Source organism: Actinospineispora eucalypti, assembly GCF_039543365.1.
In the GTDB taxonomy this organism is placed as follows: Bacteria; Actinomycetota; Actinomycetes; order Mycobacteriales; family Pseudonocardiaceae; genus Pseudonocardia; species Pseudonocardia eucalypti.
The window spans coordinates 146,130-167,774 of sequence record NZ_BAABJP010000020.1 but is presented as its reverse complement, the minus strand read 5'-3'; the positions used below and the strand labels follow the sequence as shown (position 1 = coordinate 167,774).

19 protein-coding genes are annotated in these 21,645 nt (G+C 72.3%); 13 read left to right on the top strand and 6 right to left on the bottom strand.

Annotation, left to right across the window (positions count from 1 at the left end; all coding sequences use genetic code 11):
• Positions 1 to 342 (bottom strand): MmcQ/YjbR family DNA-binding protein, encoded by a 342-nt coding sequence (locus ABEB12_RS21390; RefSeq protein ID WP_185060335.1) that lies wholly within the window; start codon positions 340 to 342, stop codon positions 1 to 3.
• Positions 339 to 1,244 carry a class A beta-lactamase gene (gene bla / locus ABEB12_RS21385; protein WP_345703011.1) on the bottom strand — a complete coding sequence of 302 codons (906 nt, stop codon included), beginning with the start codon at positions 1,242 to 1,244 and terminating at the stop codon, positions 339 to 341. The genes ABEB12_RS21390 and bla overlap by 4 nt, the downstream gene beginning before the upstream one ends.
• A 162-nt stretch (positions 1,245 to 1,406) precedes the next feature.
• Between bla and helR the strand changes: the two genes are divergently transcribed.
• Positions 1,407 to 3,578, top strand: a complete 2,172-nt coding sequence (gene helR / locus ABEB12_RS21380) for an RNA polymerase recycling motor ATPase HelR (RefSeq protein WP_345703010.1) — start codon at positions 1,407 to 1,409, stop codon at positions 3,576 to 3,578.
• A 431-nt stretch (positions 3,579 to 4,009) separates the two neighbouring features.
• On the opposite strand, the gene ABEB12_RS21375 is transcribed toward helR, so the two are convergent.
• The gene (locus ABEB12_RS21375; RefSeq protein WP_185060337.1) at positions 4,010 to 4,726 is read right to left on the bottom strand and encodes an FCD domain-containing protein; all 717 of its coding nucleotides are present in this window, start codon (positions 4,724 to 4,726) and stop codon (positions 4,010 to 4,012) included.
• 254 nt (positions 4,727 to 4,980) lie between these two features.
• Between ABEB12_RS21375 and ABEB12_RS21370 the strand changes: the two genes are divergently transcribed.
• From ABEB12_RS21370 to ABEB12_RS21335, 8 genes are all read left to right on the top strand, one after another.
• Positions 4,981 to 6,138 carry an exonuclease subunit SbcD gene (locus tag ABEB12_RS21370; RefSeq protein ID WP_185060338.1) on the top strand — a complete coding sequence of 386 codons (1,158 nt, stop codon included), beginning with the start codon at positions 4,981 to 4,983 and terminating at the stop codon, positions 6,136 to 6,138.
• Positions 6,138 to 9,542, top strand: a complete 3,405-nt coding sequence (locus tag ABEB12_RS21365) for an AAA family ATPase (protein ID WP_185060339.1) — start codon at positions 6,138 to 6,140, stop codon at positions 9,540 to 9,542. The genes ABEB12_RS21370 and ABEB12_RS21365 overlap by 1 nt, the downstream gene beginning before the upstream one ends.
• Positions 9,539 to 10,531: a hypothetical protein gene (locus ABEB12_RS21360; RefSeq protein ID WP_345703009.1), complete on the top strand. Its 993-nt coding sequence runs from the start codon at positions 9,539 to 9,541 to the stop codon at positions 10,529 to 10,531. Before ABEB12_RS21365 ends, ABEB12_RS21360 begins: the two co-directional genes overlap by 4 nt.
• Before the next feature lie 10 nt (positions 10,532 to 10,541).
• Complete coding sequence (locus ABEB12_RS21355) at positions 10,542 to 11,447, top strand: SDR family NAD(P)-dependent oxidoreductase (RefSeq protein ID WP_185060340.1); 906 nt, start codon at positions 10,542 to 10,544, stop codon at positions 11,445 to 11,447.
• Positions 11,448 to 11,638: 191 nt separating this feature from the next.
• The gene (locus ABEB12_RS21350) at positions 11,639 to 11,947 is read left to right on the top strand and encodes a PIN domain-containing protein (RefSeq protein WP_185060341.1); all 309 of its coding nucleotides are present in this window, start codon (positions 11,639 to 11,641) and stop codon (positions 11,945 to 11,947) included.
• Between the two features lie 83 nt (positions 11,948 to 12,030).
• A complete protein-coding gene (locus tag ABEB12_RS21345) occupies positions 12,031 to 13,029 on the top strand; it encodes an acetamidase/formamidase family protein (protein ID WP_185060342.1) in 999 nt (332 codons plus the stop codon).
• Positions 13,029 to 13,790, top strand: coding sequence for an SDR family oxidoreductase (locus ABEB12_RS21340; protein WP_185060343.1), 762 nt, complete (start codon positions 13,029 to 13,031; stop codon positions 13,788 to 13,790). The genes ABEB12_RS21345 and ABEB12_RS21340 overlap by 1 nt, the downstream gene beginning before the upstream one ends.
• Before the next feature lie 18 nt (positions 13,791 to 13,808).
• Positions 13,809 to 14,381, top strand: a complete 573-nt coding sequence (locus ABEB12_RS21335; protein WP_185060344.1) for a TetR family transcriptional regulator — start codon at positions 13,809 to 13,811, stop codon at positions 14,379 to 14,381.
• Here ABEB12_RS21335 and ABEB12_RS21330 read toward each other — a convergent pair.
• Both ABEB12_RS21330 and ABEB12_RS21325 read right to left on the bottom strand, forming a co-directional pair.
• Positions 14,362 to 15,336, bottom strand: coding sequence for a hypothetical protein (locus ABEB12_RS21330; protein WP_185060345.1), 975 nt, complete (start codon positions 15,334 to 15,336; stop codon positions 14,362 to 14,364). The two genes, ABEB12_RS21335 and ABEB12_RS21330, sit on opposite strands and share 20 nt — an antisense overlap.
• Before the next feature lie 501 nt (positions 15,337 to 15,837).
• Positions 15,838 to 17,178 (bottom strand): cytochrome P450, encoded by a 1,341-nt coding sequence (locus tag ABEB12_RS21325; protein ID WP_185060346.1) that lies wholly within the window; start codon positions 17,176 to 17,178, stop codon positions 15,838 to 15,840.
• Between the two features lie 112 nt (positions 17,179 to 17,290).
• Here ABEB12_RS21325 and ABEB12_RS21320 point away from each other — a divergent pair, with 112 nt between their 5' ends.
• Positions 17,291 to 18,151 (top strand): oxygenase MpaB family protein, encoded by an 861-nt coding sequence (locus ABEB12_RS21320; RefSeq protein ID WP_185060347.1) that lies wholly within the window; start codon positions 17,291 to 17,293, stop codon positions 18,149 to 18,151.
• A gap of 194 nt (positions 18,152 to 18,345) precedes the next feature.
• On the opposite strand, the gene ABEB12_RS21315 is transcribed toward ABEB12_RS21320, so the two are convergent.
• On the bottom strand, positions 18,346 to 18,666 hold the full coding sequence (locus ABEB12_RS21315) for a hypothetical protein (protein WP_185060348.1): 321 nt from the start codon (positions 18,664 to 18,666) through the stop codon (positions 18,346 to 18,348).
• A gap of 290 nt (positions 18,667 to 18,956) precedes the next feature.
• Here ABEB12_RS21315 and ABEB12_RS21310 point away from each other — a divergent pair, with 290 nt between their 5' ends.
• Genes ABEB12_RS21310 through ABEB12_RS21300 form a run of 3 tightly spaced genes read left to right on the top strand, consistent with a single transcriptional unit; the run spans position 18,957 to position 21,645 of the window.
• Positions 18,957 to 19,691: an MlaE family ABC transporter permease gene (locus tag ABEB12_RS21310; protein ID WP_185061301.1), complete on the top strand. Its 735-nt coding sequence runs from the start codon at positions 18,957 to 18,959 to the stop codon at positions 19,689 to 19,691.
• Positions 19,692 to 19,703: 12 nt separating this feature from the next.
• Entirely contained in the window at positions 19,704 to 20,546 is an 843-nt protein-coding gene (locus tag ABEB12_RS21305) for an MlaE family ABC transporter permease (RefSeq protein ID WP_185061300.1), read from the top strand.
• A 4-nt stretch (positions 20,547 to 20,550) separates the two neighbouring features.
• Positions 20,551 to 21,645: an MCE family protein gene (locus tag ABEB12_RS21300; protein ID WP_185060349.1), complete on the top strand. Its 1,095-nt coding sequence runs from the start codon at positions 20,551 to 20,553 to the stop codon at positions 21,643 to 21,645.

Sequence of the window (21,645 nt, the reverse complement as noted above, 5' to 3'; positions counted from 1 at the left end):
TCACGATCCCAGGTGCTCGGCCGCGACGCGTTTCGGCACGCACATCCGCCACGCCTCGGTGACCAACTCGCGCATCTCCTCGTCGTCGATCGCCGCCAGCCGGCAGTCGACCCAGTTGTAGCGCATGGAGGAGGGGCGGGGGAGCCGGAACTTGTCCGGCTCGGCCTCGACCAGCGCGGCCCGCTCCAGCTTGGGGTAGGCGAAACCCATGATCTGCTCGTCCGGGGAGAACGCCAGGTAGACGATGCGGCCGATGCGGAACCGGGCACCGTCCCCGACGTACCCGAGCGTGGTGCGCGGCAGGGTCAGCGCGTACTCCCGCACCGCCTCCGCCGTGGTCACCCCGCCAGCGTAGCGACCGCGTGGGCGGCGGCCTCGGCGACGAGCGCCTCGCTGTAACCGGCGTCCCGGGCCGGCTTGCTGGTCATGATCGAGATGATCAAGGGCTCAGTGTGTGGCGGCCACACCACGGCGAAGTCGTTGACCGTGCCGTAGTCGCCGGTGCCGGTCTTGTCGGCCACCCGCCAGCCCCTTGGCAGCCCCGCCCGGATGCGGCGGGTGCCGGCGGCGGTGGCGTTGCGCTCCATCAGGTCGCGCAGGAGGTCGCGCTGCTCCGGCGCCAGCGCGTCGCCGAGCAGGATCCGCTGGTAGTCGCCGCCGAAGGCGCGGGGCGAGCTGGTGTCGCGCGGGTCGCCCGGGGTCGCCTCGGTGATGAACGGCTCGAAGCGGTCCATCCGGGTCACCTGGTCGCCGAGACTCCGCGCGTACGCGGTGAGCTCGGCCGGCCCGCCGAGGTCACGCAACAGCAGGTTGCCGGCGGTGCCGTCGCTGTACCGGACGGCCGCGTCGCACAGCTGGCGGACGGTCATGCCGGTGTCCACGTGGCGTGGGGTGATGGCGGCGTTGCGCAACAGGTCGGCCCGGGTGTAGCGGACCAGGGTGTCCAGGTGCGACGGCGGGTTGCGCCGCAGCACCGCCGCCGCGGCCAGGCCCTTGAACGCCGAGCAGAACGCGAACCGTTCGTCCGCCCGGTACTCGATGGTCGCTCCGGTACCGGTGGCCAGCGCGTACATCCCCAGGCGCGCGCCGTAGCGCCGTTCCAGCTCGGCGAGCCGGTGCTCGCTCCGGGCGGGCTGCGGCGCGACCTTCGGGTCCGGTGCGGTGGGCTCGTCGGCGCATCCGGCCAACGGCAGGAGCGCGGCGGCGGCCAGGAAACGGCGACGGGTGAAGGCTGGTTCGATCACGCCCGCATCATCCGGCCCGGCCGTCGATGCCGTCCAAGACGGAAGCCGGGGGTTCGATGCGGAAGCGGCATAAAGGGACGTCATTTCCTCCCGCCACTTTCAACTTATAGCGCACCGGGGGGCTTGCGGCAAGACCCCGGTGGTGCCGCACAATCTCCCGCCGTGGCCAAAAGCTATGCGGAAGAATTGCTGTCCGAACGGAACTATGTGGCCGGGCTCTACGCGCGGCTGGACGCGGAACGGGCCCGGGTGAAGGGCAAGTACGGCGAGGCACTGGGGGGCACCGGCGGTTCGCCCATGGAGCGGGACGTCGAGGTGCGGGCGCTGGCCAAGGTGGTGAAACGGCTGTACGCGGCCGACAACGGGCTTTGTTTCGGTCGGCTGGACACCATTTCCGGCGAGCATTCCTATATCGGCCGGATCGGTATTTTCGACGAACGGAACGAGTTCGCGCCGCTCTTGCTGGATTGGCGGGCACCGGCGGCGCGCGCCTTCTACACCGCGACCGGAGCGACCCCGGAGAACATGCGCCGGCGCCGGCAGTTCCACACCCGGGGCCGCCGGGTGGAGGGCTTCACCGACGAGGTGCTCGGCCGGCCGGACGGTGCCGAGCGGGGCGACGCGGCGCTCCTCGCGGCGGTGAACGCGCCGCGCGGCGACGGCATGCGCGACATCGTGGCGACCATCCAGGCCGAGCAGGACGAGATCATCCGCCTGGACCACCCGGGCGTGCTGGTGATCGAGGGTGGCCCGGGCACCGGAAAGACCGTGGTCGCGCTGCACCGGGTCGCGTACCTGCTCTACACCCAGCGGGAACGGATGGAACGACACGGCGTGCTCGTGGTCGGCCCGAACCCGTCGTTCCTCGACCACATCGGCCGGGTGCTGCCGTCGCTGGGCGAGTCCGACGTGGTCTTCATGACCACCGGTGACCTGGTACCCGGCATGCGCGTCACCGCCGAGGACGGTCCGGAGGCCGCGCGGCTCAAGGGTTCGCTGAAGATCCTGGACGTGCTGAGGGCGGCGATCGCCGACCGGCAGACGTTGCCGGAGCAACCGGTGCCCGTCGCGCTGGGCGGCGCCGAGGTGCGCATCGACGCCGAGACCGCCGAATGGGCCAGGGAGGAGGCGCGGGCGAGCGGCCTGCCGCACAACGAGGCGCGCGGGGTGTTCGCCGACGTCGTCGCCTACGTGCTCACCGAGCGCGCCATGACCCGGATCGGCCGGGGCTGGCTGACCAGGGCGGAGCGCGAGCCGTGGGAGCGGTTGCGCGCCGACCTGGCCAAGGAGCTCGCGGGCAACGACGAGTTCGTCGCCGCGCTGGACCGGCTGTGGCCGATCCTGGCGCCGGAGGAGGTGCTGGCGTCGCTGTACGAGTCGCCGGGCGCCGACCCGGTGCTGCGGCGCGCGGACGGGCGGGCCTGGACGGTGTCGGACGTGCCGCTGCTGGACGAGCTGGTCGACCTGCTCGGGCGGGACCGGGTGGCCGAACAGGCCGCCGAGGAGGCCGGCGCGCGGGAGCGGGAGACCGAGGCCGAGTACGCCGCCGGCGTGCTGGACAGCCTGGTCGACCGCCGGGACTCGATGGACGACGAGGACCACCTGTTCGCCACCGACCTGATGTACGCCGAGGACCTGGCCGACCGGTTCGTCGAGCTGGACACCCGGGAGCTGGCCGAACGCGCCGCCGCGGACCGGGACTGGACCTACCGGCACATCGTGGTCGACGAGGCCCAGGAACTGTCCGAGATGGACTGGCGGGTGCTGATGCGGCGCTGCCCCGGCCGGTCCTTCACCGTGGTCGGCGACCTGGCGCAACGCCGTTCGCCGGCCGGGGCGGCCTCGTGGGACACCATGCTGGAGCCGTACGTGCCCGGCCGCTGGGTCTACCGGTCGCTGACGGTCAACTACCGCACGCCGGCGGAGATCATGGACGTGGCCGCCGCGCTGCTGGCCGAGTTCGCGCCCGGGATCCGGCCGCCGGACTCGGTCCGGGCCTGTGGTGTGCGGCCGTGGGCCCGGCGGGTCAGCGGGGAGGAGTTGGCGGCCGCGGTCGAGGAGTTCACCCGGGAGGAGGCCGGGAGGGACGGCACCAGCGTGGTGATCGGGCCGCCCGGGGTGCCGGGCGCGGTGCCGGCCTCGGAGACGAAGGGCCTGGAGTTCGACGCGGTGCTGGTGGTGGAGCCGGAACGGATCCTCGCCGACGGCCCGCGCGGCGCGGCCGAGCTGTACGTCGCGCTGACCCGGGCCACGCAGCGCCTCGGCGTGCTGCACCGGGAGCCACTGCCGAAGGCGCTGGGTGGGCTGGCGGAGAGGGCCGGCGTCGGGGCGTAGCGGTCGGGCGGAAGCGGGTCGGTGCCGGTCCCCGGTGGTGGGGATCGGTGCCGGATTAAGGATCGGCTTGGACGGCCGCGGTTGGGCTGGTCTGCCGCGGCTCGGGTGCGGCCCGTCGCTTTCTCGTTCGTCACTTCGGTTTCGTGAGGGGGACATGATGGGGTCGCGCGAAGATCGAATCCCAGTCGGCGGTCAATCCGTGATCAGCATGACATGGTGGTCGCCTCGGGTTGCCCGGTGCGGCCATGGTGTCATGTTGACCATGTAACCGATGATCATCAGGCAACCAAGGCGGTTTTGGCGGCCGCACACCACCCTGAGTGCCTGCTGATCATGAAACGCAACGGCCGTCACCCCAGGGCGCGGGAGACCAGCCAAGCCGCGGCCGTCCAAGCCGGTCGTTAAAACCCGCACCGGACAAAAGGTGGCGGTCAGCCGCCCGGTTCCGGTTCGGCGAACAAACCGGTCCCCAGGGGTAGCGTGTCCAGCGCGGTGCGCAGGCGGGCGTGGTGCTCCCGGGCTATTCGCACCAACTCGGCCGCGTCCCGGGCCAGGAACGCGGCGAGCAGTGCCTCGTGGTCGGAGTGCAGCTCGGACCGCTCGGTGGCCGGCAGGTGCGCCATGGGCTGCACCGGCTCGGTGATGTTCCACGCCGACTCCAGCATGCCGAGCAGCCGTCGCATGCCGCACGGCTTCACCAGCGCCCAGTGGAAACGACGGCTCTCGCGTTGGTACGAGCGCGCGTCGCTCCAGGTCACGGCGGTGCCGAGGGACTGGTGGGTGGCGCGCGCCTCGGCGTCGTCGGCCGGGCCGGCCTCGGCGACCGCCGCACCCAGCGCCGCCGTCTCCAACACCTCCCGCACCAGGTACAGCTCGCGCAGCTCGCGGACGGTCAGCCGGGCGACCGTGTAGCCGAAGTTGGTCCGGTGCTCCACCAAGCCCTCGCCGATCAGCGTCTTGAGCGCCTCCCGCACCGGTATCCGGCTGACCCCGAACACGTTCGCCACCTCGTCGCACGGGATCAGCGTGCCGGGCGGCACGCCGCCGTCCAGCAGGCAGCGGCGCAGCTCCTCGAGGATCGCGGCCTGGGTGTGCCCGCCCCGGCGCAGCCGGGCGAGCAGGACGGACCGGTGCCGAGGTGCTGGCATGTCGCCTCCAGTGCAGTGCCCTGGTGAAGGACAGTAAGCCAGCCCGGCCCAGAGCGTCCGGCGAGCGAGGGGTCCGGCTCGCGGCGCCCAGGCGGATACCTCGCGGCGTTGTCCTCCTCGCCCATAGCTCCGCTATGAACTCGTCGTCCGCCTTGCGATTGCCCGGGTGCGGGTGTCCCGCATCGACATGGCACCTGGACACCGCTCCCTGCCCGAACCCCTCGCTCGCCGCACGCTCTAATGTTTGCCCTGTCATGCGCTTCCTGCACACCTCCGACTGGCATGTCGGCAAGACGCTCAAGGGCCGCTCCCGCCTGGACGAGCAGCGCGAGGTGCTGCGCGAAATCGTCGGCATCGCGCGCGCCGAACAGGTGGACGCGGTGCTGGTCGCCGGCGACCTCTACGACAACGCGGCGCCCGGTGCGGCGGCCCAGCAGCTGGTGGTCGGCGCGCTGCTCGCGCTGGCCGACACCGGCGCCCAGGTCATCGCGATCGCCGGCAACCACGACCACGCGGCCAGCCTGGACGCCTACCGGCCGCTGGCCGAGCACGCCGGGATCACCCTGGTCGGCGCGGTCCGGCCGGCGGACCGGGGCGGGGTGGTGCGGTTCGAGGCCCGGTCCACCGGCGAGCCGGTGAACGTGGCGGTGCTGCCGTTCGTCTCGCAGCGCTACGCGGTGCGCGCCGCCGAGCTGGTCGCGCACACGCCGGCGGAGAACGCGGCCAGCTACGACCAGCTGGTCCGGGACGTGCTGGCCACGCTCACCGCCGAGTTCACCGACGACGCGGTGAACGTGGTGATGGCGCACCTGACGGTGACCGGCGGGGCGTTCGGCGGGGGCGAGCGGGCCGCCCAGTCGATCTTCGAGTACCACGTGCCGGCCACGGTGTTCCCGGCCGAGGCGCACTACGTGGCGCTCGGGCACCTGCACCGGCGGCAGAGCCTGCCCGCTCCGTGCCCGGTGCACTACTGCGGCGCCCCGCTGGCCGTGGATTTCGGCGAGCAGGACAACACCAACGTGGTCTGCCTGGTGGAGGCCGCGCCGGGGGTGCCGGCGAAGGTGCGGGACGTGCCGATCAACGCCGGCCGCCGGCTGCGCACGGTGCGCGGCAGCGTGGCCGAACTGTCCGAGCTCGCCGGTACGGTCGGCGACGACTTTCTCCGGGTGTGGGTGCGCGAGCCCAGCCGGGCCGGGCTGCGGGACGAGGTGCTGGACGTGCTGCCGAACGCGTTGGAGGTGCGCATCGACCCGGAGTTCGCGGCGCCGGTGGAGGGCTCCCGCCCGGCGAGCGGGCCGGGCATCGAGCGCACGCCGGGCGAGCTGTTCGCCCAGTACTGCGCCGAGCACGGTGTGGCCGACGACCGGGTCGCCACCCTGTTCGCCCACCTCCACGACCGGCTCAGTAGCTGATGCGCCCGGTACGACTGGAACTCGACGGATTCGCCGCGTTCCGCGAGCCCACCACGGTGGACTTCACCGGCGTCGACTACTTCGCGCTGGTCGGGCCCACCGGCGCCGGCAAGTCCACGGTGATCGACGCGATGACGTTCGCGCTGTACGGGTCGGTGCCGCGCTGGGACGACCGGCGCACGGTCGCGCTGGCGCTGTCCCCGACGGCCAACCGGGGCACCGTGCGGCTGCTGTTCGACGTGGGCTCGGTGCGGTACGTGGTGGCCAGGGAGCTGCGCCGGTCGGCCACCGGCTCGGTGACGGTGCGCAACGCCCGGCTGGAGCGGTTGGTCGGCGAGTCCGAGCTGGACGAGTCCGAGACCGAGGTGCTGGCGCACGACGGCGCGGTTTCCAAGGCGGTGGAGGAGCTGCTCGGCCTGCCGTTCGAGCAGTTCTGCATCTGCGTGGTGCTGCCGCAGGGCGACTTCGCGCAGTTCCTGCACGCCAAGCCGGCCGACCGGCAGCGCACGCTCACCCGGATCCTGGGCCTGAGCCGGTACGAGGCGATGGCCAGGGAGGCCGCCAACGAGGCCAAGCTGGCGGCGCAGCGGGCGGACGTGCTCGGTGAGCAGCTCGCCGGTTACGCCGACGCGGACCAGGCCGCCGAGGCCCAGGCGGCCGAGCGCGAGGCCGAGCTGGCCGCGCTGGTCGAGTGGGTGGACCGCACCCAGCCCGAGCTGCTCGCCACCGGGGAGCGGGTGGCCGAGATGGAACGGGACACCCGGCGGCTGGCCGACGAGCGCACCCAGCTGGCCGCCGTCGCGGCCCCGGAGGGACTGGACGAACTGGCCGAGCGGGCCCGGCGCACCGGCTCCGAGCTGGCCGAGGCGCGCCGCGCGCTCGCCGCCGCCGAGCGCGCCGACAACGAGGCCCGCGCCCGCCAGGCCGGCGTGCCCGACCGGGAGCCGCTGCGGCAGCGCCAGAGGGACCACGCCGAGCGGGCCGAGCTCACCGAACGCGCCCCCGAGCTGCGCGAACGCTGGGAGGCCGCGCGGCGGGCCACCGAGACGGCCGGCGCGGACGCGGAGGCGGCGGCGAAGGAGCTGGCCGGCCTGCGGAACCGCCTGAACGACGCGACCGCCGCCCTGCGCGAGCTGCGTACCCGGGCGGACCGGCTGGCCGGGGAACGGGAACGCCTGGCGGCCGTCCGGGTGCCCGACTCGGTGGCCGAGTTGGGCGCCCGCCGCCGCGCCTCGGTGGACGCGCTGGCCGCCGCGCGCCGGGAGCTGGCCGAGGCCGAGCGGGCCGACCTCGCGGCCCGCGACGAGCTGGCGCAGGCCCCCGACCGCGCCCAGCTGGAGCAGGCCCGCCGCGACCACGCGGCGCTGGCCGAGGCGCAGCGGGCCAGGGACTCGCTGACCGCCCGCTACGACCAGGCCGCCGCGCGCACCGCCGAGGCGGACCGCGTGCTCGCCGCCGCCGAGCACGCACTGGCGCACGCCCGGGCGCAGCGGGACGCCGCCGCCCGGGTGGACCTGGTGGCGGCGGTGCGCCCCCGGCTGCGGCCGGGACAGCCGTGCCCGGTGTGCACCCAGCAGGTGCACCGGCTGCCCCCGCCGGCCGAGGGCGGTGACCTCGCCGCCGCCGACCGGGAGGTGCAGCGCGCCGGCGCGCACCGCGACCGGGTCGCCGCCGGGCAGCGCAAGGCGGCCGAGGCGGAGCACCGCACCGGCGCCGAGCTGGACACCCTGCTGGACCGGGTGGAGGGACTGCGCGCCGCGTTGGCCGATGCGCCGGCCAACCCCAACGAGGTGGACGCGCTGCTGGCCGAGTCCAACCGGCTGGCCGGGACGGCCAGGGCGGCCGACGAGCGGCTGCGCAACGCGCGCCGCGAGCGGGAAGCCGCCGAGGCCGCCGGGACCGAGGTGATCCGGGGGTTGGCCGCTTCGTTCGGCGAGCTGCGCGCGGCCCGCGACCCGCTGGTGGAGCTGGGCGCGCCCGGCCTGGACAGCGAGGCCGACGACCCGGCGGCCGCGTGGCGGGAGCTGGCCCGGTGGGCCTCCGAGGCCGCCGGCCAGTGGGCCGACCGGGAGAGCGCCACCAGGAAGGAAGCCGAGGGCGCCGAGCGGGCGCACGCGGAGGCGGAGCGCGCGCTGCGCGAGGCCGAAGAGGGTGCCGAGCGGGCCGACCGGGCGCGCACCGGCGCGGTGCGCGCCGAGCAGGACGCGCACAACGAGCTGACCAGGGCGGACCGCCGGCGGGAGGAACTCGCCGAGGCACTCGAGGACGGCCCGGACGAGGCCGAGGTGACCGCCCGGCTGGGCGAGCTGGACGAGCTGGACGCCGAGGTCCGGGCGGCCGACGAGCGGCTGCGCGCGGCCCGGGAGGCGGCCCGCGAGGCGCGCACGGCGGACGTGGAGGTCTCCGGGCAGCTGGACCTGGGCTGGCGCCGGCTGCGCGGCGCGCGGGACCCGCTGGTCGGGCTGGGTGCCCCGGTGCTGGACCGGCCGTCCGGCGGCCTGGACGACGACTCCGACGACCCCGACGAGGACCCGGACGAGGAGCACGAGGGTGACGACCCGGACGGCCCCGGCGACCACCTGGTCGGCGCCTGGCGGGCGCTGACCGGCTGGGCCGAGCGGGGCGCCCGGGACCGGGCCAAGCGGCTGATGGCCGCCGCCGTCGAGCTGGCCGACACCCGGCGGCGGTGGGAGGAGCTGCAGCGGGAGCTGCTCGACGCGCTGGCCGAGCAGGGCATCGAGCCGCCCCAGGGCGAGCAGCGCCCGGTGGCGACCTGGGCGCCGGCGGGGGTTTCGGCGGCGCTGGAGCGGGCGCGCGCGGCGACCGCGCGGCTGGTGGAACGGCGCGCGGCGGCGGCCAGGCTGACCGCCGACCGGGCCGAGGCCGAGCAGGCCCACCAGGTGGCCAAGATGCTGGCCGGGCTGCTCCGCTCGGACGCGTTCCCCCGCTGGCTGGTCGCGTCCGCGCTGGACACGCTGGTGGCCGACGCCTCGCGGAACCTGGAAGAACTGTCCGGCGGGCAGTTCGAGCTGGCCCACTCGGACGGCGAGTTCGTCGTGGTGGACCACGCCGACGCGGACGCCCGCCGCCCGGTGAAGACGCTGTCCGGCGGCGAGACCTTCCAGGCCAGCCTGGCGCTCGCGCTGGCACTTTCCGAGCAGCTGTCCACGCTGGCCGCGGCGGGTGCCGTCCGGCTGGACTCGATCTTCCTGGACGAGGGCTTCGGCACCCTGGACGAGGCGAACCTGGAGGTGGTCGCGGCCACCCTGGAGAACCTGGCCTCGCTGGGCGACCGGATGGTCGGCGTGATCACCCACGTCCCGGCGCTGGCCGAGCGGGTGCCGGTGCGGTTCGCGGTGAGCCGGGACCAGCGCACCGCCACGATCACCAGGGAGATGGCGTGACCACCGCCGCGACCGGCATGCGCTGGCGGGTGGAGAGCTGGGACCCGTCCTACGGCGCCAGCACGGACGGGGACTCCACACCCGACGCGCGCGCGGCCGACCAGGTGGCACTGGACGTGGAACGGCCGGCGGCCGACTGGCAACCGGTGGACCCGGGTGACGCCGCGCCCGAATGGCCGGTGGTGCGGTTCGTGGACGGGGTGCGCCGGGTGGACGCGCTGGCCTGGGTCACCGAGCCGGACACGGAGACCGCCAGCATGGCGCTGTGCGCGTCCTACGCCGCCGGCGTGGTCCGCTGCGGCCCGGACGGCGCGCACCTGGCCAGCGCCGAGGTGCGCCGGGGGTTGTTCACCACCAGCCGGCACGCCACCGACGCGCGCACCGCCGCCGGGCACTACCGGATGGTGCGCGCCACCCCGCGCGGCGAGCCGATGGCCGACCTGAACGCGGCGGTGCAACGCGAGCTCACCGACGTGGAGGCGGCCGTCGCCTCGGCCGCCCGGGAGGGCGTGTCGGGCGGGTTGGAAGACGACGACCTGCTGGTGGTGGACGGCCCGCTGCGTGGCCGCGCCCACCTGCCCCGGGTGCTCGGGTTCATCAAGTCGCACAACCGCCCTTACCTGCCGGCCGAGCTGCACCGGCTGGTCGGCACGCTGCGGGCCGGGCAGCGCACGCCGGTGTTCGGCCTGGTCACCAGCTGGCAGCGGTACACCTGGTACCTGAAGCTGCCGGAGCGGACCGGCGCGCCGTGGGCCGGGGTGGTCCGGGTGGAGTGCCCGATCGAGCTGCCGCCGGCCGAAGCGGTGGCGCTGGCCGACCGGTCGGCCCAGGTGCTGTGCCGGTACGCGTCCGCCGAGTACAAGGACTCCCGCGCGCCGCAGAACCTCTACCCGATCGCCGGCCTGGAGCGGGAGCTCAAGCACCGGCTCGGCGAGGCGGCCCTGCTCTATCGTGCGATCCGGAGCGCGGCCCAACCGAACGAGCGATAAGCTGCGGCCCGTGACTGATATCAACTTCATCGACCGCGTGGCCATCGTGACCGGGGCCGGGGGCGGTCTGGGCAAGACGTACGCACTGGACCTGGCCTCGCGCGGCGCATCCGTCGTGGTCAACGACCTGGGTGGGGCCGCCGACGGCACCGGGGCCGACGCCTCGGCCGCGCAGAAGGTGGTCGACGAGATCAAGGCGGCCGGCGGCAACGCGGTCGCCTCCCACGACTCGGTGGCCACCCCGGAGGGCGGCGCGGCCATCGTGCAGACCGCGCTGGACGCGTTCGGCAAGGTCGATGTCGTGATCAACAACGCCGGCATCCTGCGGGACAAGACCTTCGCCAAGCTGTCCGACGAGGAACTCAACGCGGTGCTGGACGTGCACCTCAAGGGCGCCTTCTACGTCAGCCAGCCGGCCTTCCGGGTGATGAAGGAGAACGGCTACGGCCGCTTCGTGTTCACCGCCTCGAACGCCGGCGTGCTGGGCAACTTCGGCCAGACCAACTACGGCGCGGCCAAGATGGGCCTGGTCGGGCTGAACAACGTGCTCGCCCTCGAGGGCGCCAAGAGCAACATCAAGAGCAACGTGATCTGCCCGATCGCCCGCACCCGGATGACCGAGGACCTGCTCGGACCGCTGGCCGAGATGGTGGAGCCGGACCTGGTCACCCCGATGGTGGTCTACCTGGCCAGCGAGGCCTGCGAGCTGACCCACGAGGTGTTCTCCGCCGGCGGCGGCCGCTACGCGCGGATGTTCGTCGGCCTCACCCCCGGCTGGTTCGCCGGCAAGGGCACCAAACCGGCCGCCGAAGACATCGCCGGCAACATCGAGCAGATCCGCAACCAGGACGGCTACATCGTCCCCACCTCCATCGCCGACGAACTCCAGCAACTCCTCCCCCTCCTGCAGTCCTAGGCAGCCCGCACCCACCGTTCGGCGCTGGCACACGTGCCGCGGTCCGTGTGCCAGCGCCGAGCTGATCGCTTCGGGAAAGTTGCGCCCGGCGAGCGTCGGCGGGCCGATCCCTAGGCCGACCGGGCCGGTGCGCACCGACAACGAGGCCGGCGAACTGATGCGCCGGCTGCGCGACGACGAGCGCTACTAGCGTGATCTCCTCCGCGTTGGTGGAGGTCGAGCTGCCGAGGGCGTTGCGGCGCACCGAGCCGGAACTGGTCGCGCAGGTGCCGGCTCTGCTGGCCCGGGTGGCCCGCTACGAGGTCGACGAGCTGGTTCGAGCGTCGGCGGCGGCCTTCCCGGAGCCGGAACTACGGTCGCTCGAGGCGATCCACCTGGCGACCGCGCATGCCGTGTTCGGTGGCCGGTTGACCGCGTTCGTCAGCTACGACCGGCGACTGCTCGCGTCCGCCTCGGTGCTCGGTCTTCCGGTGGAACACCCGACACCTCCGGCGGAATAGGCGCCGGCACGGTGCGGTTGCGTGGTGGGCGTTGAGCCGAGATGCTTCCACTTGCAACTGTTTCGCCGGGAGGAGCGTCTGGGATGGATGTGGTGGAGTTCCGGCCGGCCCCGGAGCAGTACGCGTGGACCTTCGGCGGGGTGCCGCCGGTGGCCAGGGTGACGCCGGGGTCGCTGCTCAAGGTGTGGACCGAGGACGCGTTCGCCGGTCGCATCCGGTCCACCGGCGACCTGCCCACCCGGTCGCTGCAGATGCCCGACGTGAACCCGCAGACCGGGCCGTTCCACGTGGAGGGCGCGGAGCCGGGGGACACCCTGGCGCTGCACTTCGTGTCCATCGAGCCGGCCAGGGACTGGGCGGCGTCCACCACCATCCCGTTCTTCGGCGGGCTGACCGGCACCGACCGCACCGCCACCCTGCAGGAGCCGCTGCCCGAGCGAACCTGGATCTACCACCTGGACCGCGCGAAGGGCACGGTGGCCTTCGAGGCGAGCAACGGCCTGGTGATCGAGCTGCCGATCGACCCGATGCACGGCACGGTGGGCGTCGCCCCGCCGGCCAGGGAGGTGCGCTCCTCGCTGGTCCCGGACACGTTCGGCGGCAACATGGACACCCCGGAGATGCGCGCCGGGGTGACCTGCTACCTCGGCGTGAACGTGCCGGGCGCACTGTTCTCCATCGGTGACGGGCACTACCGGCAGGGTGAGGGCGAGGCCTGCGGCACCGCCGTGGAAGGTGCCATGAACACCACGCTGCTGGTGGAACTGATCAAGGGCCGGGGGCCGGCCTGGCCGCGCATCGAGTCGGACGACGAGATCATGGTGGTCGGCTCGGCGCGGCCGCTGGAGGACGCCTGGCGGGCCAGCCAGGTGGAGATGGTCGGCTGGCTGGCCGAGCTGCTCGGCATCGACCGGCTGGACGCGTACCAGCTGCTCACCCAGGTCGCCCGCTGCCCGCTGGCCAACGTGTGCGACACCAACTACAGCGCGGTCACCAAGGTGGCCAAGGCGTTGCTGCCGCCCGTCCGGGCGTTCGACGGCATGCACTCCTACCTGCGCGAACAGGCGAAAGGAACGATGTAGTGGACCTCGGGCTGAAGGGCCGCCGGGCACTGGTCACCGGCGGCAGCAAGGGCATCGGCCGGCGCATCGCGGAGACCTTCGCCGACGAGGGCGCGCACGTCTCCATCTGCGCCCGGGACGCCGGCGACGTGAACGCCACGGTCGAGGCGCTGCGCGGACGGGGAGTGAGGGCGTTCGGCCAGGCGCTGGACGTGGCGGACGCCGAGGCGCTCACGCGCTGGGTGGAGCGGTCGGCCGAGGAGCTGGGCGGCCTGGACATCGCGGTGGCCAACGTGAGCGCGCTGGCCATCCCGATCACGCCGGAGAACTGGCGCATGTCCTACGAGGTCGACCTGATGCACACCGTGCGCATGGTCGACGCGGCCATGCCCCACCTGGAGCGCAGCGAGGTGCCGTCCATCGTGACGGTGTCCAGCGTGTCCGGCCGGGAGATCGACTTCACCGCCGGCCCGTACGGCACCTTCAAGGCCGCACTGGTGCACTACACCCAGGGCGTGGCCTTCCAGCAGGCCGCCAAGGGCATCCGGGCGAACACGGTCTCCCCGGGCAACGTCTTCTTCGAGGGCGGCGTCTGGGACAACATCGAGCGCAACAACCCGGAGCTTTACGCGCAGGCGCTGGGCCTGAACCCGACCGGCCGGATGGCCACCCCGGAGGAGATCGCCCGGGCGGTGGTGTTCGCGGCCAGCCCGGCCGTGCCGTTCATGACCGGCACCAACATCGTGGTCGACGGCGCGCTGACCAGGGGTGTTCAACTCTAGTTGGTAATCTGGGGCTCGATGTCGACCGCGCTGACCGAACATGAGCAGCAGATACTCGAAGCCGCCAGGGTGGAGTTCGAGACCTACGGGCTGCGCCGGGCCAACGTGGACTCGGTGGCGAAACGGGCCGGCGTCGGCCGCAGCACCCTCTACCGCCGCTTCCCGAACAAGGAGGCGCTGTTCAGCGAGGTGGTGCGGCACCAGGGGCGGGAGTTCCTGCGTGCGCTGGACGCGGCGATCGAGGGGTGCGGCCCGAAGGAAGCGGTGGTCGAGTCGTTCGCCGCGACTGCCCAGCTCGCCCACCGGATGCCGCTGGTCGCCCGGCTGCTGGACAGCGAGCCCGAGGCGCTGTTCGCCCCCGGCACCGCGCCGGGCGGCGCGCTGTTGCGCGACGAGTTCACCGCGCGCATCGCGGCGGCGCTGAAACGTTGCGGTTCCACCATGGAGCAGGACGACCTGCTGGCGGTCTCCGAGATCCTGCAGCGGGTTGCCATCTCCATGGTGCTGTTCCCGGGCGGCCAGTTCGACCTGGCCGACACCGCCGCCGTGCGCCGCTACGCCGAACGCCACCTCACCCGCCTGGTGGACTGACCCGGCCGGACCGCTTCCGCCACGCCGCTCCGACGACGACGAACGCGCCGAGAATTGACGCGAGCACGCACGACAGGTAGGCGCTGGGCGTGTAGGCCTGCGGGTCGTACACCGGCTGGTTGCCGGCCAGCCTGGTCAGCTGGTCGCCGATGACCCATTCGTTGTAGCGCGCGAGGTAGTTCGACCATTCGCCCCAGGTGAGCATCAACAACACCAGCGGCGCCAGCCAACCCGCCAGCACCGCGCCGGCGGCGGCGGCCCAGCCGCCGTCCCGACGCACCGACCAGGCCGACCCGACCAGCATGGTCAGCAGCACCAGGTGCAACGCGACCAGCAGGAGGCTCAGCAGCCAGGCCGCACCACCGATCAGGGGAGCGAGGGCGTAAACGAGGATGGACAACGCCAGCAGCGCGCCCACGGCGATCGCCACCGGTTTGGCCCGTCCTGGCTCCGCCACCGCCACACAGCCGACCGTGACGGCGCAGCCGAGCAGCAGGAGCAGCCCGCCGGCCGGCCGCCACAGCGCCGAGGCGTCCTCCGGCGCACCCGGGATCCAGCCGATGCCCTCCGCCGCCGTCAACGCGAACACCGCCGCGACGTACAGCCCGGCGGCGCCGGGCTTCGGTTCACCCCGGCGGGCCAGCAGGCACAGGCCGGTCAGCACCAGGCCGGCCACCGCCGCCAGACCCGCCGCGGCGGTAACGCCGGCCAGGTTCGCCCGGTCGAGCAGCACGTCGAGCGCCACCCACGCCAGCGCGCCGGCGATCGCGCCCCGGCCGGCTCCCCGGCGCCCCCGGCCGGCGCACACCAGCGTGGCGGCGGCCAGCACGATCAGCGCCATCCGCAGGTCACGCGCCCAGTAGTTGCCGATGTCCAGGTGCCCGGACACCCGCTCGGCCAGCGGCTGCCACAGGGCCAGCGACACCGCCCAGCCGACCGCGCAGGCCCAGAGCATGACCAGAGGCAGCGTTGGCGACAACCGGTCGATTCGCATACCGGAAGATCGCCGAGCGTCCCCGGCTCGTTATCTGTCGGTCTGGCGCGGCTCGAACCTCGCTCGGTGCCTTATCGCTCGCCGCCCGCGCCTGGGCCCGTGGCGAGCGGCTGGTGCATAGCGGCCTTCGTCACGCAGCGTCGCCAAACCGTCGAGCCCGCGCGGGCGATTCCGCGGCGGATCTCCATCGAGTGCGACACCATTCTGGTTCGATCTTGAAAAAACCAGACTGGTGTCGACTTCGAGAACGAGATGAACCGAACTCGGCCACTACCGGTCACGCTCCGCGGTGAGGCCGGCGGCCGGGAGCGAGAACCGCGGCAGGGCGGCCACCGATCCGCGGTCCAAGCCATCTTTCGAACCCGACCCCCACCGCGCCGGCGCTCTAGTCATGGTCATCAGGACCTGGGGGCCGCTTTCCGGGCCGATAGGTGACCGTGACGTCCTGATGATCATGCGGGCTCAGCGGCGGCGCAGGTCCACGGGCAGGCCGTCGCGGGGGAACGGCAGGCTGCTGTAGTCGATCGGCCAGGTGTAGTCGTCCGGCACGCTCCACTCGAAGCGTTGCAGCAGCTCGTGGTAGATGGTCTTCACCTGCATGCCGGCGAAGTGCAGTCCGATGCACTTGTGCACGCCGCCGCCGAACGGGTGCCAGGCGTACTTGTGCACCTTGTCCTCGGCGCGTTCGGGGGAGAACCGGTCGGGGTCGAACACGGTCGGGTTGGACCAGTACTCGGGCAGGAAGTGGTTGGTGAGCAGGGTCGGCGAGATGTAGGAACCCTCCGGGATGCGGTAACCGAGCACCTCGGTGTCCTTGATCGCGCGCCGGGGCAGCCCGGGCACCGGCGGGCACAGCCGCAGCGACTCCTTCATGATCCGGTCCACCGCGACCAGTTCGCCCAACTGCTCGTAGCCGAGGTCCGGGCCGAGCCCCAGTGACTGCTCGCGCGCCCGCCGCTGCCACTCGGGGTGTTTGGCCAGGTAGTAGGACATGGTCGTCATGGTGATGGTGGTGGTGTCGTGCGCCGCCATCAGCAGGAAGATCATGTGGTTTACCACGTCCTCGTCGCTGAACCGCTCGCCCTCGGCGGTGGTGGCGGCGCACAGCGCGGCGAAGAGGTCGTCCCCGCCGTCGCGGCGCTTCGCCTCGATATGGGAGTAGAAGAACTCCTCCAGCACCTTCCGCGCCCGGATGCCCCGGTGCCAGCGCAGCCCGGGCACGGGCATCCGGACCAGCGCCGTGCCGGCGAGCACCGCGTCGATGAACGCCTTGTTGATCCGGTCCGCCTCGGCGCGGGGCAGCTTCAGCCCGACGAACACCTCCAGCGCGAGGTCCAGGGTGAGCTGCTTGAGGGCGGTACGCAGGCGGAACCCAGGGCCGGGGGACCAGCGGTCGAGCTGTTCGCGCACGTTCGGCTGGATCAGCTTCGAGTAGGCGCGCAGCCGGTCCGGGGTGAACGCGGACTGCATGATCCGGCGGTGCAGCAGGTGCTCGTCGAAGTCCAGCAGCATGATGCCCCGGTTGAAGAACGGGCCGATGAAGTAGCTCCAACCGGGCCCGCTGGCGAACGCCCGGTCCCGGTTCACCAGGATCTGCTCGGCCGCCTCCGGCCCGCGCGCGTTGACGATCTGGATGCCGAACACGTTGATGGAGACCAGCGGGCCGAACTCGCCGTGCAGCTTGTCGCCCATGCCGTACGGGTCGCGCATCAGCCGCAGCGCCAGCAGTGGACCACCGGAGCGCGGGCCGCGAACCTCCTTCAGTCCTTCGGTCGGGGTGTTGCCGGCCTGAGTTGGCTGCATGCGCTTCGCCCATCGCGTCGGTGCGGGTCTCACTGGAACGCTGGGACATATCTATGCTTATGTCCCAGGGCAGTGTACCGTTCGGGTGAGCCCACGGGAAGGGAGTCGGTAGATGACGGGCGTGGAGACGCGACGGCTGGGGCCGGATTCGCTCACCTGGCGCTACTTCGGTGACTACCGGTTGGTGCTGCTCGGGCCGCGCGCGGCCCTGCTGCAGAACATGCTGCCCGAACTGGGCCAGGCGGTACTGGACCACTCGGTGTTCTTCGCCGACACCCTCGGCCGCCTGCGTCGCAGCGTGCCGCCCATCCTGAACACGGTCTACGGCGGTCCCAGGGCCGGTGAGTCCGGCCGGACCGTGCGCGACTTCCACACCGAGATCAAGGGCGAGCTGCCCGACGGCCGGCGCTACCACGCGCTCACTCCCGAGGTCTACTTCTGGGCGCACGCCACCTTCTTCGACCAGCTGCGCGAGGGCATCCAGCGGTTCGTCCGCCCACTGGACCGGGCCGAGCAGGAGCGGCTCTACGAGGAGTCGAAAATCTGGTACCGGCTGTACGGGGTGAGCGACCGCCCCATGCCGGAGACGCTGGACGAGTTCGACCGGTACTGGGACCGGATGCTGCGCGAGGAGCTGGTCGCGCACAAGACCGCGAAGTACGGCATCGGGTACGCCACCAAGGGCATCCCGAGGCCGCCGAAGGTGCCCGGGCCGGTGTGGGCGGTGGTCCGCCGGCCGCTCAACCACGTGGCGCGGCTGCTGTCCGTGGGCGGGCTGCCGGAAAGGGCGCGGGAGATCCTGGACCTGCCGTGGACCGACCGCGACGAGCGGTCGTACCAGCGGGTGGCCGCCGCGGTCCGCGCGCTCGCCCCGCTCTGGGACCGCCTCCCGATGAAGGCACGCTACATCTCGGTCGCCCACCGCGCCTTCGCCCGAGAAGCCCAACCCGATTCAGTCACTCCTGCACACTGATTCAGTCACTTCAGCTCGGTGATTCAGTCACTCCTGCACAGTGATTCAGTCAACACTGTTGACTGAATCGGCCTGCTGAAGTGACTGAATCGGCCTGCTGAAGTGACTGAATCGGCCTGCTGAAGTGACTGAATCGGCCTGCTGAAGTGACTGAATCGGCCTGCTGAAGTGACTGAATCAGGTTGGGGTGGGGGTTAGCTGATGCCTAGGGCGGCCGCGATTTCGGGGTAGCCGGCGCCGGCTTGGCCGGCGTAGAAGGCGTCCGCGTCCGCCCGGCTGTCCGCGCTGGCCCGGATCTTGGCCAGCAGGTACAGCCGGGCCAGGTGGGCCGCCGCCCGGTCCGACTCGGGCAGCTGGGGGTCGGCCGGGCCGAACGGGGCCTGTTCCACGCGCAGCCCGCCGAGGCGGCGCGCCCACCGCCAGGCCAGCTCCGCGACCTCTCGATCCAGGTCGGCCAGCTCGCTCTCCGTCAGCGTCCGCCAGCGCATCGATCCGTCCTGGCCCCGTGTCCGCATCTCCCTACTTTCGCTCTACTTCGCCGGCCTCGCAAGGGGCTGACCAGGGGTGATCATCAGGCTCCGTGCGACGCTGCAACAAATCCACCGATTTGTCGTAGCGTCGTAACCGTGACGCACGTCGCTCGTTATAGCTGCCATCGGGTCGCGCCGGGGCGGCGCGGACAGGACTGAGGGGACGGGAGTTGGACCTCCTCCAGCGATACGGACAGAACCGACTCGGGGGACTTGTCGGAACCGTCCTCGGCCGGATCTACGACGGGGTCGTCACGGCCGGAAAGATCTTCGTGATGGCCGTCGACGTGGTCGTCTTCCTGGTCCGCGACACCCTGCGCGGGCAGTTCCAGTTCAAGGAGACGATCACTCAGGCCTGGTTCATCGTGCGCGTGTCGGTGGCCCCGACGCTGCTGGTCGCGGTGCCCTTCGGCGTGATCATCTCGGTGCAGATCGGCAGCCTGGCCAGCCAGGTCGGCGCCACCTCGTTCATCGGCGCGGCGAACGGCCTCGGGGTCATCCGGCAGGGCGCGCCGACCGTGGTCGCGCTGCTGCTGGCCGGCACGGTGGGTTCGGCGATCTGCAGCGACCTCGGCGCCCGGACCATCCGCGAGGAGATCGACGCCCTGGAGACGCTGGGCATATCCCCGATCCAGCGGCTGGTGGCCCCCCGGGTGGTGGCCACCACGGTCATCGCGCTGCTGCTGTGCGGCGTGGTCGCGTTCGCCGGCGTGCTCACCGGCTTCCTGTTCAACATGCTCGCGCAGAACGGCACGCCGGGCAGCTACATCTCCTCGTTCGCCGCCTTCGCGCTGCCGTCGGACCTGATCCTGGCCGAGGTCAAGTCGGGCATCTTCGGCGCCATGGTCGGCGTGGTGGCCTGCTACAAGGGGCTGGACGCGAAGGGCGGCCCGAAGGGCGTCGCGGACGCGGTGAACGCCTCCGTCGTGCTGTCGGTGGTCCTGCTGTTCGCGGTTAACGTGATCATCACCCAGATCTACGCGGTGATCTCGCCGCCCCGGCTGGGCTGAGCCGTGGCACAACTGAGCTCGCGAACCGGGCGGGCCGTGGAGGACCTGGCCCGCAAGCCGGTGGACGCGGTGGCCCAGGCCGGCCACCAGGCGACCTTCCTCGGCCAGACCTTCGCCGCCGTGCCGCTCACCCTGCGCAGCTACCCGGGTGAGGTGATCCGCCTGCTCGGCGACATCTGCTGGGGCAGCGGGGCGATCGTGGTCGGTGGCGGCATCATCGGCGTGATGGTGCTGCTCTCGCTGTTCACCGGCGCCTCGGTGGGCATCGAGGGGTTCAACTCGCTGGACATCCTCGGCCTCGCGCCGCTCACCGGCTTCGTCTCCGCGTACGGCAACACCCGGGAGATCGCGCCGCTGGTCGCCGGCATCGCGTTCGCCTCCCAGGCCGGCTGCCGGTACACCGCGCAGCTGGGCTCGATGCGCATCTCCGAGGAGATCGACGCGCTGGAGTCGATGGCCATCCGGCCGCTGCCGTACCTGGTCACCACCCGGGTGATCGCCGCGTTCCTGGCCATCCTGCCGCTGTACCTGATCGGCATGGGCGGCAACTACATCGCCACCCAGCTGGTGCTGAACATCGGCTACGGCCAGTCGGTCGGCACCTACCTGCACTACTTCCACTCGTTCCTGGTCCCGGTGGACATCCTCTACTCGGTGCTCAAGGCGGTGGTCTTCGTGGTGCTGGCCACGCTGATCCACTGCTACTACGGGTACTACGCGTCGGGCGGTCCGCAGGGCGTCGGCGAGGCGTCCGGGCGGGCCATCCGGAACAGCCTGATCGCCATCGTGCTGAGCGACATGATGATCACCATGGCGCTCTGGGGCTTCGACCCCGGCATCCGGATCTCGGGGTGACGCGGTGCCTTACGCGGTAGACACATCGGGCAGAGGGCCGTCCACCGGCGCTCTGGTGGTGCGCGGCCTGATCGCGCTGGCCGTGGTGGTCGTGGTGATCGGGCTGCTGTTCGCGCAGTACCGGGGCGCCTTCCGGCCGGTGTTCGAGGCCGTCGCCGTGGTGGACGACATCGGCGACGGGATCGCGCCCGGCGCGGACGTGAAGCTGCGCGGCGCGCGGATCGGCAACGTCTCCGGGGTGCGCGCACTGCCCACCGGGGACGGCCTGGTCGAGGTGGCCCAGCACGAGGTGGACCTGGAGCTGCGCTCCCAGTACGCCGACGGCATCCCGGCCGGGGTGACCGCCCGGGTGGTGCCCAGCAACGTGTTCGGTGCGCCGGCCATCGAGCTGCTCGACCCCTCGGACACCGGCGGGCCCCGGCTGGCCGTGGGAGCGCGCATCCCCGGCGACCGCTCGCTGGAGACGGTGCAGCTGCAAACGGTGATCACCCAGCTGAACAAGGTCCTCAAGGCGATCCACCCGGCCGAGCTGAACGTGGCGCTGACCAACATCTCCCAGTCGCTGCAGGGCCGGGGCCAGCGGTTCGGGTCCATCGTCGACCGCGCCGCGCCCTACCTGAGCACGCTGAACGCGCACACCCCGGAGTTCGTCACGGACCTGCGCCTGCTCGGCACCGACCTGGACACCCTGGCCGACTCGGCGCCGGACCTGCTGGACACCGTGGACAACGCGGTGGTCACCGCGCGCACGGCGGTGGACAAGCGGGACCGGCTGGCCGACGTGCTCACCGGCGGGGAGCGCACCGCGAAGTCGGTGGACGAGTTCCTGGACCACAACTCCGGGCACATCATCCGGGTCACCGACAACCTGAGCGGCATCCTGCGCACCCTGGCGATCGCCCCGGACGAGATCCCGGAGGCGCTGCGCCGGCTGGGCGAGGGCGCCCGCCCGCTGGCCGTCGGGTTCGACCCCAACGGCGGCAAGCTGGTGATCAAGTTCAGCCTCACCCCGTGGGACCCGTACACCGCCGCCGACTGCCCGCGCTATCCCGGCGTGCTCGGCGGGCCGGCGATGTCCGGCCGGAACTGCGGGAGGTGA